The 25,949-nt window shown below is 60.8% G+C and carries 21 protein-coding genes and 1 pseudogene; 8 read left to right on the top strand and 14 right to left on the bottom strand.

Features of this window, described 5'->3' with window-relative positions; genetic code table 11:
* The 3 genes and pseudogenes from NJC38_RS10490 to NJC38_RS10480 all read right to left on the bottom strand — a co-directional run.
* Positions 1–274: pseudogene (locus NJC38_RS10490) on the bottom strand (RNA-guided endonuclease TnpB family protein); the annotation flags it as partial.
* A 179-nt stretch (positions 275–453) separates the two neighbouring features.
* On the bottom strand, positions 454–1,104 hold the full coding sequence (locus NJC38_RS10485) for an energy transducer TonB (protein ID WP_253114203.1): 651 nt from the start codon (positions 1,102–1,104) through the stop codon (positions 454–456).
* Positions 1,105–1,752 carry a TonB family protein gene (locus NJC38_RS10480; RefSeq protein ID WP_253114200.1) on the bottom strand — a complete coding sequence of 216 codons (648 nt, stop codon included), beginning with the start codon at positions 1,750–1,752 and terminating at the stop codon, positions 1,105–1,107. It abuts the gene before it with no gap.
* Positions 1,753–2,074: 322 nt separating this feature from the next.
* On the opposite strand from NJC38_RS10480, the gene glpT reads away from it, so the two are divergent.
* A complete protein-coding gene (gene glpT / locus NJC38_RS10475) occupies positions 2,075–3,424 on the top strand; it encodes a glycerol-3-phosphate transporter (protein WP_253114198.1) in 1,350 nt (449 codons plus the stop codon).
* An 11-nt stretch (positions 3,425–3,435) separates the two neighbouring features.
* Here the strand turns inward: glpT and NJC38_RS10470 are convergent, their stop codons facing one another.
* The 5 genes from NJC38_RS10470 to trxA form a co-directional block, all read right to left on the bottom strand.
* On the bottom strand, positions 3,436–4,101 hold the full coding sequence (locus NJC38_RS10470; protein WP_045484797.1) for a gamma-glutamylcyclotransferase: 666 nt from the start codon (positions 4,099–4,101) through the stop codon (positions 3,436–3,438).
* Positions 4,102–4,375: 274 nt separating this feature from the next.
* Complete coding sequence (locus tag NJC38_RS10465; RefSeq protein ID WP_253114195.1) at positions 4,376–5,341, bottom strand: CDP-6-deoxy-delta-3,4-glucoseen reductase; 966 nt, start codon at positions 5,339–5,341, stop codon at positions 4,376–4,378.
* Positions 5,341–6,807, bottom strand: coding sequence for a 4-hydroxy-3-polyprenylbenzoate decarboxylase (ubiD, locus tag NJC38_RS10460; protein WP_253114184.1), 1,467 nt, complete (start codon positions 6,805–6,807; stop codon positions 5,341–5,343). Before ubiD ends, NJC38_RS10465 begins: the two co-directional genes overlap by 1 nt.
* A gap of 114 nt (positions 6,808–6,921) precedes the next feature.
* Positions 6,922–8,181: a transcription termination factor Rho gene (rho, locus tag NJC38_RS10455; RefSeq protein ID WP_045484805.1), complete on the bottom strand. Its 1,260-nt coding sequence runs from the start codon at positions 8,179–8,181 to the stop codon at positions 6,922–6,924.
* Positions 8,182–8,414: 233 nt separating this feature from the next.
* Complete coding sequence (gene trxA, locus NJC38_RS10450; RefSeq protein ID WP_045484807.1) at positions 8,415–8,741, bottom strand: thioredoxin TrxA; 327 nt, start codon at positions 8,739–8,741, stop codon at positions 8,415–8,417.
* A gap of 321 nt (positions 8,742–9,062) precedes the next feature.
* Here trxA and ppx point away from each other — a divergent pair, with 321 nt between their 5' ends.
* Entirely contained in the window at positions 9,063–10,565 is a 1,503-nt protein-coding gene (ppx, locus tag NJC38_RS10445; protein WP_045484809.1) for an exopolyphosphatase, read from the top strand.
* Here ppx and ppk1 read toward each other — a convergent pair.
* Both ppk1 and hemB read right to left on the bottom strand, forming a co-directional pair.
* Positions 10,552–12,762 carry a polyphosphate kinase 1 gene (gene ppk1, locus NJC38_RS10440; protein ID WP_253114183.1) on the bottom strand — a complete coding sequence of 737 codons (2,211 nt, stop codon included), beginning with the start codon at positions 12,760–12,762 and terminating at the stop codon, positions 10,552–10,554. The two genes, ppx and ppk1, sit on opposite strands and share 14 nt — an antisense overlap.
* A gap of 20 nt (positions 12,763–12,782) precedes the next feature.
* Positions 12,783–13,793 (bottom strand): porphobilinogen synthase, encoded by a 1,011-nt coding sequence (hemB, locus tag NJC38_RS10435; protein WP_253114179.1) that lies wholly within the window; start codon positions 13,791–13,793, stop codon positions 12,783–12,785.
* A 232-nt stretch (positions 13,794–14,025) separates the two neighbouring features.
* Here hemB and NJC38_RS10430 point away from each other — a divergent pair, with 232 nt between their 5' ends.
* Entirely contained in the window at positions 14,026–14,652 is a 627-nt protein-coding gene (locus tag NJC38_RS10430; protein WP_253114176.1) for a DedA family protein, read from the top strand.
* Between the two features lie 151 nt (positions 14,653–14,803).
* Entirely contained in the window at positions 14,804–15,475 is a 672-nt protein-coding gene (gene elbB, locus NJC38_RS10425) for an isoprenoid biosynthesis glyoxalase ElbB (RefSeq protein ID WP_253114173.1), read from the top strand.
* A 9-nt stretch (positions 15,476–15,484) separates the two neighbouring features.
* Here elbB and NJC38_RS10420 read toward each other — a convergent pair whose 3' ends face one another.
* Positions 15,485–17,374 (bottom strand): cytochrome c/FTR1 family iron permease, encoded by a 1,890-nt coding sequence (locus tag NJC38_RS10420; protein ID WP_253114171.1) that lies wholly within the window; start codon positions 17,372–17,374, stop codon positions 15,485–15,487.
* Positions 17,375–17,776: 402 nt separating this feature from the next.
* Here NJC38_RS10420 and NJC38_RS10415 point away from each other — a divergent pair, with 402 nt between their 5' ends.
* Genes NJC38_RS10415 through NJC38_RS10400 form a run of 4 tightly spaced genes read left to right on the top strand, consistent with a single transcriptional unit; the run spans position 17,777 to position 20,967 of the window.
* Positions 17,777–19,177, top strand: coding sequence for a COG3014 family protein (locus tag NJC38_RS10415; protein WP_045484821.1), 1,401 nt, complete (start codon positions 17,777–17,779; stop codon positions 19,175–19,177).
* 21 nt (positions 19,178–19,198) lie between these two features.
* A complete protein-coding gene (locus NJC38_RS10410) occupies positions 19,199–19,570 on the top strand; it encodes a YcfL family protein (protein ID WP_045484823.1) in 372 nt (123 codons plus the stop codon).
* Between the two features lie 50 nt (positions 19,571–19,620).
* Positions 19,621–20,211, top strand: coding sequence for a penicillin-binding protein activator LpoB (gene lpoB, locus NJC38_RS10405; RefSeq protein ID WP_253114168.1), 591 nt, complete (start codon positions 19,621–19,623; stop codon positions 20,209–20,211).
* A 3-nt stretch (positions 20,212–20,214) separates the two neighbouring features.
* Positions 20,215–20,967 (top strand): hypothetical protein, encoded by a 753-nt coding sequence (locus tag NJC38_RS10400; RefSeq protein WP_045484827.1) that lies wholly within the window; start codon positions 20,215–20,217, stop codon positions 20,965–20,967.
* A gap of 476 nt (positions 20,968–21,443) precedes the next feature.
* On the opposite strand, the gene NJC38_RS10395 is transcribed toward NJC38_RS10400, so the two are convergent.
* The 3 genes from NJC38_RS10395 to NJC38_RS10385 form a co-directional block, all read right to left on the bottom strand.
* The gene (locus NJC38_RS10395) at positions 21,444–22,076 is read right to left on the bottom strand and encodes a LysE family transporter (RefSeq protein WP_045484829.1); all 633 of its coding nucleotides are present in this window, start codon (positions 22,074–22,076) and stop codon (positions 21,444–21,446) included.
* A gap of 209 nt (positions 22,077–22,285) precedes the next feature.
* Complete coding sequence (locus NJC38_RS10390) at positions 22,286–23,737, bottom strand: sulfatase-like hydrolase/transferase (RefSeq protein WP_253114166.1); 1,452 nt, start codon at positions 23,735–23,737, stop codon at positions 22,286–22,288.
* The gene (locus tag NJC38_RS10385; RefSeq protein ID WP_253114164.1) at positions 23,737–25,935 is read right to left on the bottom strand and encodes a TonB-dependent receptor; all 2,199 of its coding nucleotides are present in this window, start codon (positions 25,933–25,935) and stop codon (positions 23,737–23,739) included. The genes NJC38_RS10390 and NJC38_RS10385 overlap by 1 nt, the downstream gene beginning before the upstream one ends.
* Positions 25,936–25,949: the final 14 nt, after the last annotated feature.

The raw sequence follows: 25,949 nt of genomic DNA, 5'->3' as shown, positions 1-25,949 counted from the left end.
AGCGGAGCTGGCGCTTTTTGAACTGCTTGCGCCGTGTGACATATTCGTCGGCAACAGCCTGCACCGATTGGCTGTGCAGTCCCAGGTCTTTGCCGGCCCCGTTGGTGTACTTGTGAATGTCGAACGCTGACAGAAAACGACCACGCTCACGAATCGAGCGACGGCTCAACTCGTTTACGTAGTTCCACACAAAATTCACGGCACGAGAAGCTTCACGCAGCTGCGCTGCGTGCTTGTCTCGCACTCGAACCTTGAGGGTTTTGGTCGCTTTCATTTCAGTCATGACACACAGAATAGGGGCGATTTTTGGGATCTTAACCCCTATGACCGCTTCGCGGTGGCGCTTTCATCCCCCACCTGAAGGAAGGGGCTTTTCGCGCCAGCTTGGTAAACCAGCCGCCCCGCTTTTACAGCGGGGCGGTTCTGCCGCCCACATCCTTATTCTAGAATCTCTTATATCGCCTCCCGGACCTTCTCCGGTAACTGGTCGACGTAGCGACTCGCCGGGTTGGATTTACACCGGGCAATGATATTTGCACGCGCCTCCAGTAACGCCACCACCAGATCCTGACGCTGTGCGTCAGAGAGGTAAGTACGGATCACCGGATCGTGAGACAGGTAGCGCTCAGTCTGTTCAAAAACGCTGGGGTCACTCGAACGGCGAGGCAGCCACCAGGCGTTTCTTTTACGCACTTGTTCGTTGAGCTGATGACAAAGCACCTTCTTGAGCTTGACGTTGTCAGCAAGCGACTGCCGCTGACTTTCCGTCTCCCCATAATTCACAGTGACTCTTACCACCTCGCCCTCTGGCGATGAGGCAGGCGGGGTCCAGGGCTGGAAGCGCCACTGTTCAACGGCCTTGCGGGCAATCGCGATGAACTCCGGATCAGTGCCTTCGACCACTTCGACAAACTGCACCGAGCCATCGCGCCGCACAAGGATGCGAACGGAGATCTGCGCTGGCCAAGGCGCGTCCCGTAGCGATTGGGGACGCTCGAAATCCGGCATATGCAACGGTACGGGCCATGAATTGGCGGCCATGACCTGATTCGCCAACAGGCCGGCAACCATCACAAAAATGCAGACAATCATCTTGCCAGGCATTTACAACCTCTCCTGCGGCTCAGCCGCCGTGACCAGCATCCTTGTGATCGGTAGGGGCAAGTAATCGCCATAACGACGCTCAGGATTACGCCGGCAGCTTCTTATGATCCGGGGAATGGCCGCTTCCAGCTTTTTGAGCATGTTGCGGCGTTCGGCTTCGCTGTGTTGCGAAGCCGCATAGCTGCTGTGCAAGAATTGACCGGTGTACCAGAACAGGTCTATCTGAGTCAGTGACGCATTGGGAAACTGCCGCATCTGGGCCTGGACCTCATAGTTGAGGTAGGCGCAGCGAACATTGCCAAGGCCGATGTTGATCTCGGTATTGAAGCTGGCCAGACCGTGAGAGCCAAAGATCACCGGCAAGGTAAAGGCGACCCGCGCCGGGGCGCCGACGGTGCCGACCCAGGGTCTGAACTGCCAGCGGCTCAGCGCCTGCTGTGCAGCCTGCGCCAGTGCCGGGTGGCTGCTTTCGATCACCTGGACCTCGACCACCGTACCCTGGGCGTTGACCACCATCAGCGCGCGCACCTTGCCAGCGTGCCGCGCCTGGACCATCGGCTGCGGAAAGTCCGGCGCCGGGGTCCGTACCGGCACCAGCAGCCCTGGCGCACCCTCGGCCGTACACGCGAATAAACATACAACCATCATCAGCCATTTCATTTGGGTGCCCGCCAGTCAAGCGCTTGAGCGCAATGCAGGCGATGCTAGGCGCAGCTGGCAGGGGCTAGAAGTTCATGGCTTCCGAGGGTTGTGTAGGAACGCTCTGAAATAACTGGTATGCCAGTGAACAATTCTGCAATAGCCCACCCTACTGAACCCTTGGGTTTGGCTCAGGCCTGGCCGGTAATATTCACAAATGAACGGAAAACATTAGTTTTTTGCGATTTCTTTGTATCAGGATGCTGCTTTTTTCTGTAACGAAAATGTAAGATTCATTTTCGCAAAAGAACAAGAACCGGAGCATCCCCCAATGTTTGCGTTTTTCCGTCCTGCCCCCCACAAGGCCCCGCTGCCTGAAGAACAGATCGACAGCACCTATCGGCGTCTGCGCTGGCAGGTCTTCGCCGGCATTTTCATCGGTTATGCCGGTTACTACCTGCTGCGCAAGAACTTCTCGCTGGCCATGCCCTACCTGATCGAGGAAGGCTACACCCGTGGCCAACTGGGCGTGGCGATGTCGGCCATTGCCATTGCCTATGGTCTTTCCAAGTTCCTCATGGGGCTGGTGTCTGACCGCTCCAACCCACGCTACTTCCTGCCGTTCGGCCTGCTGGTCTCGGCGGGTGTCATGTTCGTGTTCGGTTTCGCACCTTGGGCGACGTCCAGCGTGACGATCATGTTTATCCTGCTGTTCATCAACGGCTGGGCCCAGGGCATGGGCTGGCCGCCCAGCGGGCGGACCATGGTGCACTGGTGGTCGCAGAAAGAACGCGGCGGCGTCGTGTCGTTGTGGAACGTGGCGCACAACGTCGGGGGCGGCCTGATCGGTCCGCTGTTCCTGCTCGGCCTGGGCTGGACCAACGACTGGCATGCGGCGTTCTATGTGCCGGCGGCGGTGGCTCTGCTGGTGGCAGTGTTCGCGTTCGCAACCATGCGCGACACCCCGCAATCGGTAGGTCTGCCGCCGATCGAGCAATACAAGAACGACTACCCCGAAGGCTACGACGCCAGCCATGAACAGGAATTCAGCACCAAGGAAATCTTCGTCAAGTATGTGCTGCGCAACAAACTGCTGTGGTACATCGCCTTGGCCAACGTGTTCGTCTATCTGCTGCGCTATGGCGTACTGGACTGGGCACCGACCTACCTGAAAGAAGCCAAGCACTTCACCGTCGACAAAACCTCGTGGGCCTATTTCCTGTACGAATGGGCGGGTATTCCGGGCACCCTGCTGTGTGGCTGGATGTCAGACAAGATCTTCAAGGGCAATCGCGGCCTGACCGGCATGGTGTTCATGGCGCTGGTGACCGTCGCTACCCTGGTCTATTGGCTGAACCCGCCGGGTAACCCGACCGTAGACATGATCGCTCTGGTCTCGATTGGCTTCCTGATCTACGGCCCGGTCATGCTGATCGGTTTGCAAGCCCTTGAACTGGCGCCCAAGAAAGCTGCCGGTACCGCGGCAGGTTTTACCGGGCTGTTCGGCTATCTGGGCGGTTCGGTCGCAGCCAGTGCCGCGATTGGTTACACCGTGGACCACTACGGCTGGGACGGCGGCTTCGTGCTGTTGATCGGTGCCTGCATCCTGGCCATGGCGTTCCTGGCGCCAACCCTTAAGCACAAACAGGTCGCCAGCACCTCGCGCGAAAGCAAGGCCTGAATCAGCCTGATTCAGGCGCGTGCGGCACAGCGCTTGAGCCGCGCCTCCAGATTAAGATCTGGCATGGCGTGGCTGCGCAGCGCCTGAACGGTCTGCTGCACATAATCGTGAGTCGTTCCTGAGCGCCCACAGGCGCTGGCCAGCACCTGGCTCAGGACGCTGTCGGGCAGATTGCCTGCGTAGCTGGGCAAATGCCGCTCCAGCACAAACCCTAACGCCTTGATCTTGCGACCATCCTCCAGTCGGCAACTGAGCCAGTGCGGACGATAGGAGGGGTAAGGCATCTCGCGCTTCCACAGCGCCAGCAACGACTCTTCCAGACAGTGCTCAGGTAAACGATAGGCAACCCCAGTGCACGAGCCACCACGATCCAGGCCAAATACCAGCCCGGGAGCTGCCGGCGTGCCACGATGCTCGTGGGACCACAGGTACAGCCCGCGGTGATAACCGTGCACCCGCGCGCGCTGACGCTCCACGGTAGAGCATTCCGGACGCCAGATCAGCGAACCATAAGCGAACAGCCAGACCGGCCCGCCCTGGTGCTGTTGCAGCGTGGCGTGCATCGAGGCCAGCAGTTGCTCGTGGGTCAACTGCGGACCGAGGTCAATAACCGGAGGGTAAGTCAGCCCCAGGCCGTCGTGTACGGCTGCGGCGAGATCGTTGATTGGATTGCCCATGTATCCCCCTGGCGGGGTCAGCGCCAGTCATGGCCGGCCTTGCAGTGCGATGAAACGCTTTCTCCAGGCCTGCCGATCGTGCAAAAGCGAGTACCAAACGAATAAGGCGGCCAGCGATGAAACGATTCTGGCCACCGCTTCATACTGGCACGAAGCAATTTTTAATCCAACCGCACGAAGCTGCAAAACAGGTCTATATACACTGCAAACCAAGAACTTTTAGGAATAACTGACCCTGCACCCGTCATATGCCGCACGCCACAGCCTGGCGCCGTCAGCGTGGCGCGTAGGCAAACACATCGGCGCGCATGTGACGGGCATCCATGCCCGCTTCGACCAGCGCATCAAGGGTTGCATAAACCATCGCCGGTGAGCCGCTGGCATACACATAAACACCTGAGAGGTCGGCAATGTCTTCGCGAACAGCCTCGTGCAGCAGCCCGCAGCGCCCGTCCCAGCCACACAGGTCGCTGACCACCTTGTGCAGATACAGGTTGGGCAGGCTCTGCCACTGCTCCCAATGCTCGATACCGTAGAAGTCCTCCGGACGGCGCACCCCCCAGTACAAATGCACCGGATGCTTGAAGCCGTTAGCCCGACAATGCTCGATCAGGCTATGCATCTGCGCCATCCCGGTACCGGCGGCGATCAGCACCAGCGGGCCATCGGGCAGCTCGGCCAGATGGGTGTCACCCAATGGCAGCTCGACACGGGCGATGCCGTCACGCTGCAGTTGCTCAAGCAATGCCCGGGCGCCCGCCTCACGGACCAGTACGTGCAATTGCAGGTCGCGGCCGCTGTGCGGTGCGCTGGCCAGCGAGAACGCCGACTTGCCGCCGCCGTCACGCTCGATCATCAGGTACTGGCCGGCGTGATAGCGCGGCAGTTTGCCCGCCGGCGTGCGCAGGCCGATACGCCAGACATCGCCACCGACCGCAACGCACTCGCTGAGCTGGCAGGCCAGCTTGCGCACCGGCAGTTCGCCCAAGGCCAGCACGCCGTCCCATAACACGATGCAGTCTTCCAGCGGCTCGGCCACACAGGTGTAGATCTCGCCGTGGTCGTGCTCCATGCCCGCCTGCGCGACCCGGCCTTCGACCAGCAGGGCTTCGCAGACATGACAGTTACCGTTGCGGCAACTGTTCGGGCATTCATAGCCCAGCCGCTGGGCCGCCGCCAGAATGGCCTCGCCGGGCAAGGTATCGAGAACGGCGCCCGAAGGCTGCAAGGTTACGCGCATCAATCTATTCCCAGCTGATTCCAGATCTCGTCCACACGGCGTGTGACCGCCTCATCCTTGACGATAACCCGGCCCCACTCGCGACTGGTTTCACCCGGCCATTTGTGCGTGGCATCCAGGCCCATCTTCGAGCCCAGGCCCGAGACCGGCGAGGCGAAGTCCAGGTAATCGATCGGCGTGTTGTCGATCATCACCGTGTCGCGCTTGGGGTCCATGCGCGTGGTGATGGCCCAGATGACGTCGTTCCAGTCTCGCGCATTGATATCGTCGTCGGTCACGATAACGAACTTGGTGTACATGAACTGTCGCAGGAACGACCACACACCCAGCATCACGCGCTTGGCATGGCCGGGGTACTGCTTCTTCATGGTCACCACCGCCATGCGGTACGAGCAGCCTTCAGGCGGCAGATAGAAGTCAGTGATCTCCGGGAACTGCTTTTGCAGGATCGGCACGAATACTTCATTGAGCGCCACCCCGAGAATCGCCGGCTCATCCGGTGGCCGGCCGGTGTAGGTGCTGTGGTAGATCGGCTTTTGCCGATGGGTGATACGCTCGACGGTGAACACCGGGAAACTGTCGACTTCGTTGTAGTAACCGGTGTGATCGCCATACGGGCCTTCGTCGGCCATCTCGCCGGGATGAATCACCCCTTCCAGAACGATTTCGGCAGTGGCCGGCACTTGCAGGTCGTTGCCCCGGCACTTGATCAGTTCAGTACGACTGTCGCGCAGCAGACCGGCGAACGCGTACTCGGACAGGCTGTCCGGTACGGGCGTGACCGCGCCGAGAATGGTGGCCGGGTCTGCACCCAGAGCCACCGACACCGGGAACGGCTGGCCGGGGTTCTTCGCACACCATTCCTTGAAGTCCAGCGCGCCGCCGCGATGGCTGAGCCAGCGCATGATGACCTTGTTGCGGCCGATCACCTGCTGGCGATAGATGCCCAGGTTCTGGCGCTCTTTGTTCGGCCCGCGAGTGACGGTCAGGCCCCAGGTGATCAGCGGCGCGACATCGCCCGGCCAGCAGGTCTGCACCGGCAGCATGCCAAGATCCACGTCATCACCTTCAATGACCACTTCCTGGCAAGGCGCATCCTTGACCACTTTGGGCGCCATGGCGATGACTTTCTTGAAGATCGGCAGCTTGGACCAGGCGTCCTTGAGCCCCTTGGGCGGCTCGGGCTCTTTAAGAAAGGCCAGCAGTTTGCCGATCTCGCGCAGCTCGTCAGTGGACGATGCGCCCATGCCCATGGCGACCCGCTGCGGGGTGCCGAACAGGTTGCCCAGCACCGGAATGTCGAAACCGACGGGCTTTTCGAAGAGCAGGGCCGGGCCCTTGGCTCGCAGGGTGCGATCACAGATCTCGGTCATTTCCAGTACGGGGGAAATGGGCATCTGGATGCGTTTCAACTCTCCGCGCTGCTCAAGCTGCTGCACGAAGTCCCTTAGATCCTTGAATTTCATTGACCCGGCCACTTTTACAAAGAGGTGCACATCGTACCTGCTCTGTGCAGACGCGCCAGCGTGCAGGCAAAAAAAATGGCGCCGCGAGGGCGCCATTTTCGATGAGACTGTCCGTTACTTGCGTTTCATGGACAGGAAGAACTCATCGTTGGTCTTGGTCGTCTTGAGCTTGTCGGTCAAGAACTCGATGGCGGCGATTTCGTCCATCGGGTGCAGCAGCTTGCGCAGAATCCACATGCGTTGCAGTTCGTCGTCGGCGGTCAGCAACTCTTCGCGGCGGGTGCCGGAACGGTTGATGTTGATGGCCGGGAAGACGCGCTTCTCGGCGATCCGACGGTCCAGGGGCAGTTCCATGTTGCCAGTACCCTTGAACTCTTCGTAGATGACTTCGTCCATCTTCGAACCGGTTTCGATCAACGCAGTCGCGATAATGGTCAGCGAACCGCCTTCTTCGATGTTACGTGCAGCACCGAAGAAACGCTTCGGCTTCTCCAGGGCGTGAGCATCGACACCACCGGTCAGGACCTTGCCGGAGCTCGGGATCACGGTGTTGTAGGCACGCGCCAGACGGGTGATGGAGTCGAGCAGGATGACCACATCCTTTTTGTGCTCGACCAGCCGCTTGGCCTTCTCGATCACCATCTCGGCAACCTGCACGTGACGGGTCGGCGGCTCGTCGAAGGTCGAAGCGACGACTTCGCCGCGCACGGTGCGCTGCATTTCGGTCACTTCTTCCGGACGCTCGTCGATCAACAGCACGATCAGGTGGCATTCAGGGTTGTTGCGGGTGATATTGGCCGCGATGTTCTGCAGCATGATGGTCTTGCCCGCTTTTGGCGGAGCGACGATCAGGCCACGCTGACCTTTACCGATGGGTGCGCACAGGTCGATGACCCGGCCGGTCAGGTCTTCGGTGGAACCGTTACCGGCTTCCATTTTCAGGCGCTTGTTCGGGAACAGTGGGGTCAGGTTCTCGAACAGGATCTTGTTCTTGGCGTTTTCCGGGCGGTCGAAGTTGATCGAGTCAACCTTGAGCAGGGCGAAATAACGCTCGCCTTCCTTTGGAGGGCGGATCTTGCCGACAATAGTGTCGCCGGTACGCAGGTTGAAGCGGCGAATCTGGCTTGGCGAGACGTAGATATCGTCCGGGCCGGCCAGATAGGAAGCATCTGCGGAACGCAGGAAACCGAAGCCGTCCTGGAGGATCTCCAGCACACCATCACCGGAGATTTCTTCGCCGCTCTTTGCGTGCTTCTTGAGCAGGGCGAAAATCACATCCTGCTTGCGCGAACGGGCCATATTTTCTATGCCCATCTGTTCGGCCATTTCGAGCAGATCGGTAATCGGCTTTTGCTTGAGTTCAGTCAGGTTCATATGGGAATGAAGTAATCGTATATGAGGGGAAATTAAGCCTCTGGCTTAATGAGACCGCGCCGCAGAGATGGCGAAAGGATCGCGTACTGAATCGAAAGGAGAGCGTCGGCGACGGCTTGCAGGGGGCAACGGAGAAACCGTTGCGGGGCCGAATGTAACACCTGGATTTTCAGGCGTCTAGTGCGCGTCCTGAAAAAAACCCCGCATTTAGCGGGGTCTTGAACAGCCCGGCCTTACAGGTGGGCGTCGAGGAAAGCCGCCAGTTGCGACTTCGACAGGGCGCCAACTTTAGTGGCTTCAACGTTGCCGTTCTTGAACAGCATCAGGGTCGGGATACCACGTACACCGTGCTTGCCAGGGGTATCGGCGTTTTCGTCGATGTTCAGCTTGGCGATGGTCAGCCGGCCTTCATAGGTCGAAGCGATGTCGTCCAGAACCGGAGCGATCATCTTGCAAGGGCCGCACCATTCTGCCCAGTAATCAACCAGCACGGGGCCCTGAGCCTGAAGAACTACTTCTTCGAAGGTGGCGTCAGTGACGTGTTTGATCAGGTCGCTCATGGAATTCTCCGGGTTGCTAGGCTAAAAACGTCGTTCATCATAGCGGGCCTGCTGGCATTCAGGAAGTAATCGATCATTGACTCTGTCTATGATGGCGCATCACTGTGGTTATAGCTCAGCACCTGAGCGCAAGCGTGCTGAACGGATATCCGGCCACTCAGCTTTGTGAAAGCACCGCTTCATGCGGCTTTTGCGGGCCTGACAATTGGACCGGTGACCGGCTTTTTCAGCACGCCATGACGCCGCATCGCACAGCTTCGCGTTGGCGTGCGCCATGGTTCGTGGCAGGATGTTGCGGTCATTGACCGGAATCTCCTGACCATGCCTCACACCAAAGCCAAGAATCTTTCTCTGATCGCTGCCATCGACCTGGGCTCAAACAGCTTCCATATGGTGGTGGCCAAGACCAATCAGGGCGATATCCGCATTCTTGAGCGGCTGGGCGAGAAAGTACAGCTGGCGGCCGGCATTAATGAAGAGCGGCAACTGACCGAAGAGTCGATGCAGCGCGGCCTGGACTGCCTCAAGCGCTTTGCGCAACTGATCAACGGTCTGCCACTGGGCGCGGTCCGGATTGTCGGCACCAACGCCCTGCGTGAAGCCCGCAACCGCAATGAATTCATTCATCGCGCCGAAGCCATTCTCGGCCACCCCGTAGAAGTGATTTCCGGCCGCGAAGAAGCGCGCCTCATTTATCTGGGCGTCTCGCACACCCTGGCCGACACCCCCGGCAAGCGCCTGGTGGCGGATATCGGCGGCGGCAGCACCGAATTCATCATTGGCCAGCGCTTCGAGCCATTGCTGCGCGAGAGCCTGCAGATGGGCTGCGTCAGCTTCACCCAGCGTTATTTCCGCGATGGCAAGATCACCCCGGCGCGCTATGCCCAGGCCTACACTGCAGCTCGTCTGGAGTTGATGAGCATCGAGCAGGGCCTGCACCGCCTGAAATGGGACGAGGCTATCGGCTCTTCCGGTACCATTCGCGCCATCGGCGCGGTACTGAAGGCCAATGGGCATGGTTCCGGCGAGGTCAACGCTGAAGGTCTGGCCTGGCTCAAGCGCCGCCTGTTCAAACTGGGCGATATCGAAAAAATCGACTTCGAAGGCATCAAGCCCGATCGTCTGGCGATCTTCCCCGCCGGGCTGTCCATTCTTGAGGCGATCTTCGATGCCCTGGAACTGCAGCGCATGGATCACTGCGAGGGGGCGCTGCGTGAAGGCGTGCTCTACGACCTGCTGGGCCGCCATCATCACGAAGACGTCCGCGAACGCACCCTCAATTCCCTGATGGAGCGCTATCACGTCGACATGGAGCAGGCTGCACGGGTTGAGCGCAAGGCACTGATGGCGCTGGAACAGGTCGCCGCAGCCTGGGACCTGGAAGACGAAAGCTACGCCGAACTGCTGAGCTGGGGCGCCAAGGTGCATGAAGTGGGGCTGGATATCGCCCACTATCATTACCATAAGCATGGCGCCTACCTGATCGAGCACTCCGACCTGGCAGGTTTCTCCCATGAAGACCAACAGAAGCTGGCCCTGCTGGTACGCGGCCATCGCCGCAACATCCCCAAGGACAAGTTCGCTGAATTCGGTGATGAAGGCATCAAGCTGATTCGCCTGTGCGTGCTGCTGCGCTTCGCCATCCTGTTCCACCACATCCGTGGCACTCAGGAAATGCCGCAGGTGGTGCTGCGCGCCGACGGTCCGAACCTCGACGCGCAGTTCCCGGATGGCTGGCTGGAAAACAACCAGCTGACCCAGGCCGACTTCGCGCTGGAAGCGGAGTGGCTGACCCGGGTCGGGATCGTCTTCAGCTCACGCTGATGATCGGCTTGCTCAGGCGCTCCAGCAGGGTCGCCTGGGCACTGCGGGCATTCTGGTTGCCGGTCGGGCTGGTACGGATGTAACGGCCGTCGGACTGCAGAATCCAGCTATGGGTGTTATCGGTCAGATACAGCTCCAGCTCTTTCTTGACCCGCAAGATCAACTTCTTGCTGTCCACCGGGAAGCAGGTCTCGACGCGCTTGTCGAGGTTACGCTCCATCCAGTCGGCACTGGACAGGAACATCTGCTCATCACCGCCATTGAGGAAGTAATAGACCCGGGTGTGCTCCAGGAAGCGACCGATGATCGAGCGTACCTGAATATTGTGCGACACCCCCGCAATGCCCGGTCGCAGGCAGCACATGCCGCGCACCACCAGATCGATCTTCACCCCGGCCTGGCTGGCCTTGTACAACGCGCGGATGACTTTCGGGTCGGTCAGCGAGTTGAACTTGGCAATGATATGCGCCGGCTTGCCTTCCGCGGCAAACTGGGTTTCCCGGGCAATCATGTCCAGGATGCCCTTCTTGAGGGTGAACGGCGCATGCAGCAGCTTCTTCATGCGCAGGATCTTGCCCATGCCGATCAACTGGCTGAATAGCTTGGACACGTCTTCGCACAGCGCATCATCGGACGTCAGCATGCTGTAGTCGGTATACAGCCGCGCGTTGCCGGCATGGTAGTTACCGGTGCCCATGTGCGCGTAACGCACGATGTCGCCGTTCTCGCGGCGCAGGATCAGCATCATCTTGGAGTGGGTCTTGAAGCCGACCACACCATAGATCACTACCGCACCTGCCGCTTGCAGGCGGCTGGCCAGTTGCAGGTTCGACTCTTCGTCAAAACGTGCCCGCAGCTCAATGACCGCCGTGACTTCCTTGCCGTTGCGCGCCGCATCCACCAGCGCATCGACGATCTCGGAGTTGGCACCACTGCGGTACAGGGTCTGGCGCACAGCCAGCACATGCGGGTCTTTGGCGGCCTGGCGCAGCAGGTCAACAACCGGCGTGAAGGACTCGAACGGGTGCAACAGCAGGATGTCCTGCTTGCGGATCACGCTGAACAGGTTTTCGCTGTTCTGCAGCAATTTGGGAATCGCCGGGGTGAACGGCGGGTATTGCAGCTCTGGATGACTGTCCAGACCGGTAATGCTGAACAGGCGCGTCAGGTTGACCGGGCCGTTGACCTGATACAGCTCCGACTCGTTCAGGCTGAACTGCTTGAGCAGGTAGTCCGACAGGTGTTTCGGGCAGGTATCGGCCACCTCCAGGCGTACCGCGTCACCGTAACGACGCGAGAACAGCTCGCCGCGCAGGGCACGGGCCAGGTCTTCGACGTCCTCGGAGTCCAGCGCCAGGTCGGCGTTACGGGTCAACCGGAACTGATAGCAGCCCTTGACCTTCATGCCCTGGAACAGGTCATCGGCGTGGGCGTGAATCATCGACGACAGGAACACAAAGTTGTCGCCAGGCCCACCGACCTCTTCCGGAACCTTGATGACCCGTGGCAACAAGCGCGGTGCCGGGATGATCGCCAGACCCGAATCGCGACCGAAAGCGTCGACGCCTTCAAGCTCGACGATGAAGTTCAGGCTCTTGTTGACCAGCAGCGGGAACGGGTGGGTCGGGTCCAGGCCGATCGGAGTGATGATCGGTGCGATCTCATCACGGAAATAGCGGCGTACCCAGGTCTTGAGCTTGACCGTCCAGTAACGGCGACGAATGAAGCGCACCTGATGCTTTTCAAGCTCCGGCAACAGGATGTCGTTGAGGATCGCGTACTGGCGATCCACCTGCTCGTGGACCTGCTCGCTGATACGCGCCAGCGCCTGGTGCGGCTGCAAACCATCGGCGCCGGCCAGCTCACGGGCAAAATTGATCTGTTTCTTGAGGCCCGCCACGCGGATCTCGAAGAATTCATCCAGGTTGCTGGAAAAAATCAGCAGGAACTTCAGCCGCTCCAGCAGCGGATAGGACTCATCCAGCGCCTGTTCCAGCACCCGGATGTTGAACTGCAACTGGGCCAGTTCACGGTGGATGTACAGGCTGCTGTCGTCCAGGTTGGTAACGACAACTGCAGGAGCCGCGGCAACAGGGGCCTCGACGACCTGCTCAGGCTCAATGGCAGGCTCAACCACAGGTGTAGCCTCCTGAACACTGACTTCTACGGTGGCTTGGGTGAGTCCTTCGGTATTCATGAACGTTCCTGTGAGGGAGGCTATTGCCCTTTTAAAAGTTGAGCGGCACGCACGGCAAAGTAAGTCAGGATACCGTCGGCACCGGCACGTTTGAACGCGGTGAGCGATTCGAGAATCACGCCCTCGCTCAGCCAGCCATTCTGGATCGCAGCCATGTGCATCGCGTATTCGCCGCTGACCTGATAAACAAAAGTCGGAACCTTGAACTCGTCCTTGACCCGGTAAAGGATGTCCAGATACGGCATGCCCGGTTTGACCATCACCATGTCGGCACCTTCAGCCAGGTCCGCTGCCACTTCATGCAGCGCCTCATGGCTGTTGGCCGGGTCCATCTGGTAAGAGGCCTTGTTGGCCTTGCCCAGATTGGATGCCGAACCGACCGCATCGCGGAACGGACCATAATAGGCGCTGGCGTACTTGGCCGAGTAAGCCATGATCCGCACATTGACATGCCCGGCCAGCTCCAGCGCTTCACGGATCGCCTGGATCCGGCCATCCATCATGTCGGACGGGGCAACCACCTGAGCGCCGGCAGCGGCATGCGACAGTGCCTGTTTCACCAGTGCATCAACGGTAATGTCGTTCTGCACATAGCCCTCGTCATCGAGGATGCCGTCCTGACCATGGGTGGTGAAAGGGTCCAGTGCCACATCGGTGATGACGCCCAACTCCGGAAACCGGTCACGCAGGGCGCGGGTGGCGCGCTGGGCGATACCGTCGGGGCTCCACGCCTCGGCAGCATCGAGGGACTTTTTCTCGGCCGGGGTAACCGGAAACAGAGCCAGCGCAGGAATACCCAGCTCCACCCAGTGTTCGGCTTGCTTGAGCAGCAGGTCAATCGACAGCCGCTCGACACCCGGCATCGAAGCCACTGACTCACGACGGTTTTCACCGTCGAGGACAAACACCGGAAGAATCAGGTCGTCGACGGTCAGAACGTTTTCACGTACCAGCCGTCGGGAAAAATCGTCGCGCCGGTTACGACGCAGGCGAGTGAGGGGGAACAGGCGGTTTGCGGGGGTAAAACTCACGGCAATACTCCTGAGCCCGCATACGCGGGCAAGCGCGACAGTTATAAGCCGCCATTATGACCAAAGTGTGACAATTTAAGTGCAGTCTGCGACCCGAGGCCGCAGCAGAGCCTCTGGCGCGATTTTCAGCGCTGTGGTTGTAACATTCTTTAACGCTGCGACGCACATGGGTGCTTTCCAGTTTCTCCTGCGCGAGTTAGGCTGCGGTCCTCATTTCGCCAGCATCCAGACAATGCTCCAGAATTTTCTAAACGACTTCGGCTATCTGGCCCTGTTCATCGGCACCTTCTTTGAAGGCGAGACCATTCTGGTGCTTGCCGGATTCCTGGCGTTCCGTGGATACATGGACCTTAACATGGTCATGCTGGTCGCATTTTGCGGCAGCTATGCAGGCGACCAGCTCTGGTACTTCATGGGGCGCCGGCATGGCCGCAAGCTGCTGGCCCGCAAACCGCGCTGGCAGGCGATGGGCGACCGGGCGTTGCGCCTGGTGCGCAAGCATCCCGACCTCTGGGTGCTGAGCTTCCGCTTCGTCTACGGCCTGCGCACCGTGATGCCAGTGGCCATCGGCCTGTCCGGCTATCCGCCGGCGCGCTACCTGATCCTCAACGGCATCGGTGCAGCAGTCTGGGCCGTGGCCCTGGCCTCGGCGTCCTACCACTTCGGCTCGGTCATGGAAGGCCTGCTGGGCAATATCAAGAAGTACGAACTGTGGGTCCTCGGCGGTCTGCTGGTGATCGGTCTGGCACTCTGGGCGCGCCGCCGCTTCAAGAACGCCCGCCTGGCCCGGGAAGAGAAACTCGCTGCCGTCTCCGCCGGCGAAGCGCCTCTGGATCCGGCCGACAAGAAAGCCGACTGACCCCGCACCCGGTCCGGGCAGCCAGTGCCCGGACTGCATTGAACATCGCGCTCCTGCTACGATCCGATCTTTTGCATGCCCGCTGATTTTCAGCGCGGCAGGCACAGGCATACCCGGCGCCCGACCGGGTTCATGATGGAGAGTGTTCGACATGCACAAAAAAGTAGCCGTTATCCTGTCTGGCTGCGGCGTCTACGATGGCGCCGAGATCCATGAAAGCGTCCTGACCCTGCTGCGCCTGGATCAACGCGGCGTGCAGGTGCAATGCTTCGCACCGGATATCGCGCAACTGCATGTCATCAACCACCTCACCGGTGAAGTCAGCGCAGAGTCGCGCAACGTACTGGTGGAGTCGGCACGCATCGCCCGCGGCGCCGTCCAGGACGTCCGCGAAGCCCGCGCCGAAGACTTTGACGCGATCATCGTGCCTGGCGGCTTCGGCTCGGCCAAGAACCTCTCGAACCTGGCCAGCGAAGGGGCCGCCTGCCAGGTGCAGGAAGACGTGCTGGCGCTGCTCAAGGCCTTTGTCGAGGCAGGCAAGCCGGTCGGGCTGATCTGCATCACCCCCGCACTGGCCGCGAAAATCTACGGCCCGGGCGTCATCAGTACCATCGGCAACGACCCGGACACCGCCGCAGCGATCATCCAGATGGGCGGCGTGCACCAGGACAGCCATGTCGAGGACATCGTCGAAGACGCCGAGCGCAAACTGGTCAGCACCCCGGCCTACATGCTCGCCCGCAGCATCAGCGAGGCCGCTGCAGGGATCAACAAGCTGGTTGACCGGGTCATTGAGCTGACCCATGAGGACGATGCGGCCTGATAGCCGCGATCAGCCTGCGGCGCGGCGCTCCTGCAAACGGCTGCGCCCGTACAGCAAGGCAATCGCCAGCAACGCCACTGCCTGAGCGCTCAGCGACCAGGCATCGGCATGCACACCCAGCCAGTCGAACTCGAAGAAATTCACCGGATGGGTGCCGAAGATGCCGGCTTCCTGCAGCGCTTTGACACCATGTCCGGCGAACACCACCGACAGTGCGCACAGCAATCCAGCATTGATCGAGAAGAACAGCGCCAGCGGCAGTTTCGCCGAGCCGCGCAGGATGATCCAGGCCAGCCCCAGCAACAGCACCAGCGCGGTGCCCGCCCCTGCCAGGACGGCGTTATGCCCGGCGGGACCGGCCTGCAGCCACAGGGTCTCGTAAAACAGGATGACCTCGAACAACTCGCGATACACCGAGAAGAATGCCAGCACAGCAAAGCCGAAACGGCCGCCACCACTGACCAGGCTGCTCTTCACATAATCCTGCCAGGCGGCGGCGTGGCGGCGATCATGCATCCAGACCCCGAGCCACAGCACCATGACACTGGCAAACAATGCCGTGGCGCCTTCGAGCAGTTCACGCTGGGCACCGCTGACATCAATCACATAAGCCGCCAGCGCCCAGGTCGCCAGCCCCGCCAGCAATGCCAGGCCCCAACCAACGTTGACGCTGCGCACCGCCGATTCCTGACCCGTGTTGCGCAAGAACGCCAGGATCGCCGCCAGCACCAGAATCGCTTCCAGCCCTTCACGCAACAGAATCAGCAGGCCGGAAATGTAGCTCAGGGACATGCTCAGGCCATCACCGCCCAACGCCTCGGCAGACGCCTTGAGCTTGACCTTGGCCACGTCCAGACGCTGAGCCACCTGCTCCTGAGGCAGGTTGTCCTGCACCGCTTGGCGATACGCCATCAACGACTTTTCGGTGTCCTTGCGCAGCGCGGTATCGACGTTGTCCAACGAGCTTTCGACCAGTTCGAAACCTTCCAGATAAGCGGCAACCGACAGGTCGTAGGCCTGGTCGCGGTCACCTGCCGCATAAGCGGCCAGGCTCTTGTCCAGGGTGCTGCGAGTGTAATCGAGCAACTGCGCGGGACCCCGCTGGACCTGCGGCGGCTTGGCGCGCTGGGCCCGGAAGGCGGCGGCCGCTTGCGGCCCCTCGGCAGCCTCGACCTCTGCGGGGGTCATACGCGCCAGGTCGGCCAGGTGCCAGGTCTTGTCCGAGCTGGCCCCAGGCTGGGCGGTAAAGCCTGCGATATAAACCGCCAGGTCCCAACGCTGACGCTCATCGAGCAGTTCACCGAAGGCCGGCATGTCGGTGCCCGCCACGCCAAGCCCGAGGGTGTTGTAGATGCCGTACAGGCTTAACCGATCGAGGCGTACCGCATCGCGCAGATTGGCCGGTGGCGGCTCCAGGCCGATACCGGCCGGCCCGTCGCCGGCGCCGCTGGCGCCATGGCACACCGAGCAGACCTGCGCATACAGCGGTGCGCCACGGGCCGGGTCCGGGGTAATCAACGGTGCCTGGCTGACCTCGTAAGCGGCGGCCAGGCTGGCGCCCAACTGGCGGGCCTGACGGGCCACGGCGCTGCCCTCATCGCGGCGCTGCACCGCGCTCAACAACTGCTCAACACCGTGCTCCAGACTGTCGCGCCCGGCCCGCTGTGGCAAACCGACCACCAGCCCCTGTAACGCACCGAGGAATTCGACCTGCTCGCGGTACTCGCCATCATCGATGACCTTGCCGTCGGCCACCGTCGCCGGGTAGTCGGCAGCAATGTAGTCGAGCAAGTGCAGCGCCTGGGCGGCGCCTTCAACAGGCTCGGCCAACAGCACAGAGCTGCACAGCAGCAGTACAGGCATGAGCAGCCAGCTCAGAACACGGGCAAGGGAAGGCATGAAACGATTCTCAACAGACTACAAAGCCGTGCATTGTTCCCTCACACCATCACAGGCTCAATACTCAAAGCGGAAATTTGTGACAAAAAATTACATTTTATTTTAGAAAGTAACACCTGCCTGAGCCATCGCTGCAGCATCACCCTTCCACAGCCGATTGGCGCGACAAAGAGGTGCGCAAGTTGGCAATTTGCGTGCCCCATTGCGCATGTGTGCTGGAACAACGGCAAATATCCGTTGTCATCGCCGCCTTCGGCCTTATAATTTCGCGCCCTCCGCACATACCGGGACATACTTTTCCCACCGGATGGACTCATTCAGGCAGCCCGCAGCGCCTGGCCATTGGACTGGCATAGCGGGTTATCCCTGAGACCCGAACAGACTTCAGGGAATGGAACGCACATGTCTTCTCGTGCCTTGACCGCGCTCACGCTGGTCGCTGCCGTACAACTGGCCGGCTGCTCCGCCTTTCGCAGCTACGACAACGAGCTCAAGGAAACCAACCAGCATATGACCTCCGGCAACATTGTCGGGGCGTTGGCCACGCTGGAAAAAAACAATACCAGTGCCGACAAGGACCTCCTCTACTACTTCGAGAAGGGCGAACTGCTGCGTGCCAGCGGTGACCTGGACGGCAGCCAGACCGCCTGGCGCTCGGCCGATAAAGTCATTTACACCTGGGAAGAGTCGGTCAAGCTCGATACCGACAAGTACCTGGCCCAGTTCGGCAGCTTCCTGGTCAACGACAAGGTGCGTCGCTACGAAGGCTACGACTACGAAAAAGTCATGCTGACCACCCAGATGGCCTTGAACCTGCTGGCGCGCAACGACTTCGACGGCGCCCGGACCGAAATCAAAAAGACCCATGAACGCGAAGCGGTCATTGCCGATCTGCGTGACAAGGAATACCTCAAGAGCGAGCAGGAAGCTCAGGAGAAAGGCGTCAAGACCCAGTTCAAAGACCTGCAAGGCTACCCGGTGGCCTCGCTGGATGCGCCCGAAGTGGTCGGCCTGAAAAACAGCTATCAGAGTGCTTTCAGTCACTATCTGTCTGGCTTCGTGTATGAAGCGCTGGGCGAGAAGGGTCTGGCCGCGCCGGGTTATCGCAAGGCGGTAGAGCTGCGTCCGAATACGCCGCTGCTTGAAGACGCACTGAAAAAACTCGATGGCGACGCCAGCAAAAGCGGCGAAAGCGAAGTGCTGCTGGTGATCCAGAGCGGCTTTGCGCCGGCCCGTGACTCGGTGCGCATTCCATTGCCACTGCCAATCAGCGGTAACCTGGTCATCACCCCGCTGTCGTTCCCGGTGATCCGCGCCGACACCAGCACCGCCTCGTTCAATCAGGTGACCCTGGACGGTAAAGCGGTCAACCTGACCCTGCTCAACAGCACCACTGACATGTCGCGTCGTGCACTGCGCGATGACATGCCCGGCATCATCCTGCGCACCACCGTGCGCGCCATTACCCGAGGCGTGGCGCAGAAGCAGCTCAACGACGTCAACCCGCTGGCCGGCCTGGCCGTCGGGATCGCTTCGGCGGTCACCGAAGGTGCTGACACCCGCACCTGGCGCACCTTGCCTGACCGCACCCTGGTTGCCCGCATTCGCCTGCCACAGGGCCAGCATCTGGTAAGCCTGCCCAACACCTTGGGTAGCTCGCAGGTGCAGTTCAAGGTTGATAAGCCCTACCAGGTCGTATCCGTACGCGCGCTGGGCAACCAGGTGTTCGCCGACGGCCAGATGGCCCAGGTCATTCCGACCGGTGTGCCCCAAGCGATTGCCACTTCTGCAACTGCCAAATGACCCTTTGACGGAGATTCTGTAATGCGTATCAAGATTCTCGGCGCCCTGGCCCTGGCCCTGCTCGCCGGCTGTGCCACCCCACCGCCACCGGCTCCCGGCAGCGCAGCCAGCAAGATCGTGCAGATGGGCGATTTCAAGAACATCGAGGTCGGCGCCATTCGGGTCGCCCGCGAGAACGGTTTCCTGACCGTCAAAGCCCAGCTGAGCAACACCAGCAGCCGTAACAAGACCCTGTACTACCGCTTCGCCTGGCTGGGCAACGACGGTTTCCCGGTGGCCGATGAAGAAACCTGGAAAACCCTGCCCCTGTATGGCTCGCAGAGCACCGTGCTGTCAGGTATCGCGCCGGTCCCCAAGGCCACCGACTTCCGGATTGAAGTCAATACGCCCTGAGTGCAGCGTTGATCCGTTTTCCTTTTTGCCAAGTTAAAGAGAACCCCTGTATGTCCTTTATCCGTCTTTGCTCCATCGCTGCCATCGCTGTACTGGCCACCGGTTGCGCCAACAACTCGCCGACCCTGGGCAGCAAGAACATCAGCTACGGCGACACCAAGGCCGTGGAAACCGTCACCAACGAGTTCGGCTCCACCGACCTGCAGATGATCGCCGAGAGCATGACCCGCTCGCTGGCCCAGTCCGGCATCCTGCAAGGCCGTCCAGTGGTTCAGGTCTACGACGTGAAGAACAAGACCAGCGAGTACATCGATACCCGCGAAATCACCACCTCGATCAAGACCCAGCTGATGAAGAGCGGCACCGCCCGTTTCGCCAGCGACAATACCCAGATGCAAAGCCAGGTCGACCAGCTCAAGCTGCAAAACCAGAGCGGTCTGTACAAGAACTCCACCGTCGCCAAGACCGGCAACATGATCGCTGCCAAATACCGCCTGGAAGGCGCGATCAGCTCGATCGTCAAGCGCAGCAGCGACTACAAGGACGTCTACTACAAATTCAGCCTGCAACTGATCGACGTTGAAAGCGGTCTGGCCGAGTGGATGGACGAGAAAGAAATCCGCAAGACCACGGAGCGCTAAGCAATGCGTGCATGGATCGGCATCATCGGCCTGCTGTGCGCCTTCGGCGTGCAGGCCGCCCCCAAGGTGGCCGTAGCAGACATGGCGTTCCAGCAGCGCGTCGAGCAGTACATCCGTATTGTCTCGGCCCGCGCCAGCGAAAGCGCCCATGCCAATGCCTACAGCGCAGGCTATCAGGGCTCGGCCAGCTACGACTCCTATGAGTCGCGCAACAGCTACATCGAGCAGGGCGAGCTGCGCAAGTTCAGCGGCGACATCAAGGGCGAGATTCTCAAGTCCGGCATGTTCCAGCTGGTTCAGGGCACGCCCTACACCTCCAGCTCCAAGGAGGATGTCTACGACGTGATCCGCCGGATCAAGAATGGCAGCTTCAAGGGTGCTGACTACGTGTTGTTCGGCACGGTGTCGGATATCGACTTCCGCGAAGACATCAACGAGCTGGCCCATACCGATAGCTATTCGGCGGTCATGGGTATCACCCTGGTGGCCGACTTCAGCCTGATCAACACCCGTACCTTCGAGATCACCTCGGCGTTCACGGCGATGGGCGAAGGCCAGGACACCAAGCTGGTCAACAGCCGTGACATCAAGGTCTCGCTCAACCGCGGCCGGGTGGTGCGTGAAGTGTCCAAGTCGATCGGCGTGGATGTCAGCCGCCAGTTGCGCGAGCAACTGCGTGGCGAGGTGGAATGGGTTGAACAACCCGTACAGCACAACAACCTGCCCCGCGACGAGGCTCCGCGCATCCTGCGCTGAGTCTTGGCTTGCGAGCCGTGCCGACTTGACTGATCGGTACGGCCTGCTCGCGACGCTCTTTCGAGTGATGGAAAATCCCTAATCGAGTTGTCTGAGCCGCAGGTTTCGCCCTGCTGGGCGACCCGATTTTGTCTTGGCAAAACCGGGGAAAACCGCTTGCTCCTGGTTTGGGTCCGCCCTGCGGGCAGACTTCCCTCCGTCCGGCGCCGATTCGGGGGCCGGCGCGATGGGCATCCCTGCCCAGCGCACCTGAAACTGGCTTCCCTGCCAGTTTCTCCCCCGAATCGACGCCTACCCTCGGCCTGCACCCAAGTCGCGTTCGGCGTCGTCTGTACCATCTCGGCTCAAAGATCAAAAGCAACGGCAACTGATGAGCCAACTCTCTTGACTGATCGGTATTACCCCGTAGGAGCTGCTTCAGCAGCGAATCCCGTTCGCTGCTGAAGCAGCTCCTACGGCGGGCAAGCCATCGGGTGTCAGGCAGTGCCGCGATGCAGGGTCGCAAGAAAGCCCGCAGCACCGACGAACAGGCTGGCAAAGGTGCGATTCAGGCGCTTTTGCTGACGTGGGGTCTTGAGCGCGCGCAAGACGCGAGAGGCCAGCCCGGTGTAGCCAGCCATCACGGTCAGGTCCACCGCCACCATGGTCAGGGTGATGATCACGTATTGCGCCAGTAACGGCGCGCTCGGGTCGATGAACTGCGGCAGGATCGCCAGCATGAACACCAGCGACTTGGGGTTGCTCATGTTCACCAGAAAGCCACGCAGCACCAGGCTCAGCGGCTTGCCGATCGGGCGCATGGCCGGGTCTTCGCTCAGCTCAGTAGGCTGCGCACGCCATTGCTTGACGCCCAGGTAGATCAGGTACAACACACCGAACCATTTGATCACCGAGAACGCCAGGTCCGAGGTCGCCAGTACCGCACCGAGCCCCGCCGCAACAATGCCGATCTGCGCCACCAGTGCCAGTTGCAGGCCCAGAGCGTTCCAGTAGCCACGCCAGAAGCCGTATTGCAGACCGCAGGACATCGAGGCGATCGCCCCGGCACCCGGTGACAGACTGATTACCCAGCACGCGGCAAAAAATGCCAGCCATGTTTCAAACGCCATCGCACACCTCGAATTGATTCAACTGGGCGTTACGGTATGCGTTATCTCCAAATGTGACCAGATGGGCACCTCTAAAAACTACCTGCGTTGCCATCGCTGCGTTGAAAACAGGCTCAAAATGCTCATTTACAACTTGTAAACTGCGCTTTTTCGCCGGTTTTCGCCTTGCGCTGGCTGCCTCGCCTACGTTTTTTGAGATACCCAGATGTTTATCGAGGCGTGGCCGGTCGGGGCAAATCCACCGCCGGAAAACGCTCCCAACTGCGACGATCAATCACATCGGCGCTGTCCAGCAACCAGCGCAGCACCCGTTGGGTCAGGTGCTGCTCGACCGCAGCATGCTCGGTGCGCCCGGCCAGGTTGTGCTGTTCATGAGGGTCGCTGGAACGGTGATACAGCTCGGCGGGTTCGTACAGGCGCCAGATGTAGGTCCATTCACGGTTGCGCAAGGCGACGACCTTGCCCACCAGGTCAGTGCGTTCGTGTTGCAACTGGCTCTTGATGTCGTAAGGAAACGGCCCGCGCTCCAGCAGGTCGGCTTCTTCGAGGCGAAAGCCGCCCTCGCTGAACGCTTCGTCGCGATGCTGCGCCGTCGGGTCATACAGGCAGGCCGTGAAGCTGCGGCCGAAATGCGCATGCTCCACGGGCGCGTCGGCCAGCTCCAGCAAGGTCGGGAACACGTCGATCAGTTCCACCAGCGCATCACTGTACCCGCCACCGGCCAGCCCCGGCCCCGAGACAATCAACGGGGTGCGTACCAGGCACTCATCGACGCCGGCCGGCCATTTTTCCAGCAGGCCGAAGTCGCCCAGGTATTCGCCATGGTCGGCAAAGAAGGTGACGTAGGTGTTGCCTGCACTGCCATTGGCTTGCAGGCCATCGAGCAAGCGCCCGACCTGGCTGTCCAGCCGCGAGATCATGCCGTAATACACCGCGCGTATCTCGCGCCACTGCTCATCGCTTAACCGGTCCCAGCCATGCCGGCGAGCCAGTTCGCGGTAGTAACCGGCGCGTGGTCCCGTGAATTCACGCGGTGCCTGCACATCCGCACGCGGGTACATCGAGAACCAGGGTTGCTCGACGGCAAACGGCGGATGCGGGAACACCAGCGGGATGTAAAGCACCCAGGGTTTGTCCGGCGGCTGCCTGAGCCATTGTTCAGCGGTGCTGATGGTCGCCTCGTCAAAGTCCATGACACCCTCGGCGCGCTCACCCCGGTAGTGCGCACGCGCCATCAGATCGTCGGCCTGACCATGATTGCGGCCGATGAAGTCCGCAAAGGTAGTGAGCGCCGGGTCGGCAAACCCGTGCTCATCCAGCGCCAGCTCGGCGGCACCGGCGGCGAAGGTATCGCCCCGGGCACCGGCATGGACCACGTGATAACCGTTGTCTTTGAAGCAGCGCAGAAAGTTGGGCTGCTGCGGGTCGAGCAGGTATTGCAAAAAGCGATGGCCATTCACGTGCGGGTAACGCCCGGACAGAAATGACACCCGCGACGGCGAGCACACACTGTGCTGGGTAAACGCCTCGCCAAAGCGCACTCCGCCCGCCGCCAGACGCTCCAGATGCGGCGTGCGCACCGGGCTGGCCGGGTTGAAGCCGGGCAGGCAATCGACCCGCAACTGGTCGGCGACGATCACCACGAAATTGGGCCGGCTCATCAGAAGTCCTTGCGCAATTGCACGCCGAAATAGCGCTGGTCATCACGCGGCACCATGCGATTGATGCCGTTGGTGCTGGACATCAGCAGCGGTGCATAGGAGCGGTCGGTGAGGTTGCGCGCCAGTAACGCGACCCGCCAGCCTTCGCTGTAATCGGCCAGGGCCACACTGGCATTCCAGATACCGTAGGCGCCCTGTTTGGTGTCGACGTTCTGGTCGAGGCTGTACTGCACTTCGCTCTGCCAGCTGTAATCGGTGCTCAGCTCGATATCCAGGCCGTTTTCCAACGGGATGCTGTAGTCGGCGCGCACGTAGCTTTTCCAGTCCGGGGAAAACGGCAGCGGCTTGCCATTGATGTTGCAACTGGCGGCCGCGCCCGGTGGGCATTGAAAATCCTCGACCCGTGCGCGGGTGTAGGCCAGCGCGGCACTGAGTTTGAGTTGCCGGGTGGCCTGCAGGCTCAGGTCCAGCTCGGCACCTTCGCTGCGCACCGAGCCTGCGTTGATCAGGCGGGTGACCGGCGAGCCGCCGACCTGATCGAAGAAGTTGGCCTGATAGTTGTCGTAATCGCTACGGAACAGCGCCAGGTTGGCGGTCAGTCGCTGGTCCAGCGCCGTGCTTTTGAGACCGACTTCCCAACTGTTGGAGGTTTCCGGGTCCAGTGCCTGAGTGTCCAGCTCATACATCTGGAAATACACGTTGTACGCCGGGCCTTTGTAGCCCCGCGAATAGGTCACGTAGCCGGTCAGGTGGTCATTGAAGTCGTGTTGCAGGCCCAGCCGGCCCGACACCCCGGTATCGCTGTGCGAGCCGCTGGAGGCAAAGGACGGGCGCATCGAGCGCAAGGTCAGCGGCGAGCTCGAAACCCGCTGGTGATCGTATTCCAGTTCATCGCGGGTAAAGCGCAGGCCGACGATGCCGCGCCAGTCATCGGTGAAGTTCAGCGTGCTTTCACCGAACAGCGCATAGCTGTCGTTGGTGGCGCTGAATTTGCCACGCGCCGACTGGGCATCGCCGAGCGTTACCAGTTGGCGCTGATAAGCTTCTTTCGATTCGCCGTGATACAGGTAAGCGCCCACCACATACTCAAAAAACTGCCCGGTAGGGGACGCCAGCCGTACTTCCTGGCTGAACTGGTCGTAATCGACCTGACCGGCATCGTGCAAGGCATCCACCGGCAGACCGGCCAGCCGATCCTGATCCTGATACTGCTGGTTATCCCAGCCGCGCCAAGCAGTGATCGAGGTCAGGGTATGCCCGCCGAGGCGCCAGTCGACCTGGGCCGACAACCCCTTGTGGGTATCTTCGGCATAGGTGCGGTAGTCGTTTTCCACATCACGGTTGCTGGTGGCGGCCCGGTTCGGCGCAAAGGCGCTGGAAAACGCGGCGTTGGTTTTATACGGCACACCATTGGGATTGGTGTTGCCCGATTCGCTGTAATCACCGATCAGGGTAATGCGCAGGTCTTCGTTAGGGTCGAACTGCAGCTTGCCGCGCAGGCCCTTGGTGTCGTAACCGTTGACCTTGTTGCCGTTGAAGGTATTGCGCACATTGCCGTCGTAGTCGCCCCACAGGGTGCTGAGCGAGCCTTTGAGGTTGTCAGTCAGCGCGCCGCCGATGCCGAACCGCAGGCGCTGTTCGTTACCTTTGCCGAACAACGAATAATCCGCATAGCCACGGGTCTGCCCGGGAATCTCGCGGCTGACCACGTTCAGCACCCCGGCCGAGGCGTTACGGCCGAACAGCGTCCCCTGCGGGCCGCGCAATACTTCAACCCGCTCGACTTCCATCAAATCCAGGGTGGCCTGGCCTGGACGCCCATAGACCACACCGTCGATCACCGTCGAAACACTCGGCTCGACGCCCGGCGAGGTCGAGATCGTACCGACCCCGCGCACGAACAATGAGGTGTCCTTGCTCGATGCTGCGGTCCGAAAATTCAGGGTCGGCACACGCTGGGCGATGCTGGCGACACCGTTGCGGTTTTCCCGCTCCAGTTGCTCGCCGTCGATCACCGACACGGCAACCGGCACTTTCTGCAGGCTCGCTTCACGGCGGGTGGCCGTAACAGTCACGGTCTTGAGCGCAGTGTCGGCCTGGGCCTCACGCGGCGGGCTGGAGGCGTCAGCGTCGGCCTGGCAAACCAGCGGCAACAGGCTCAGAGCAGCAAGGGGGAGTAACGAAAAAGGCGGTTTCATGGCGAAGGCTCGTG

It is taken from the genome of Pseudomonas sp. 21LCFQ010, from assembly GCF_024129905.1.
In the GTDB taxonomy this organism is placed as follows: Bacteria; Pseudomonadota; Gammaproteobacteria; order Pseudomonadales; family Pseudomonadaceae; genus Aquipseudomonas.
This window is presented reverse-complemented; position numbering and strand designations above follow the sequence as displayed.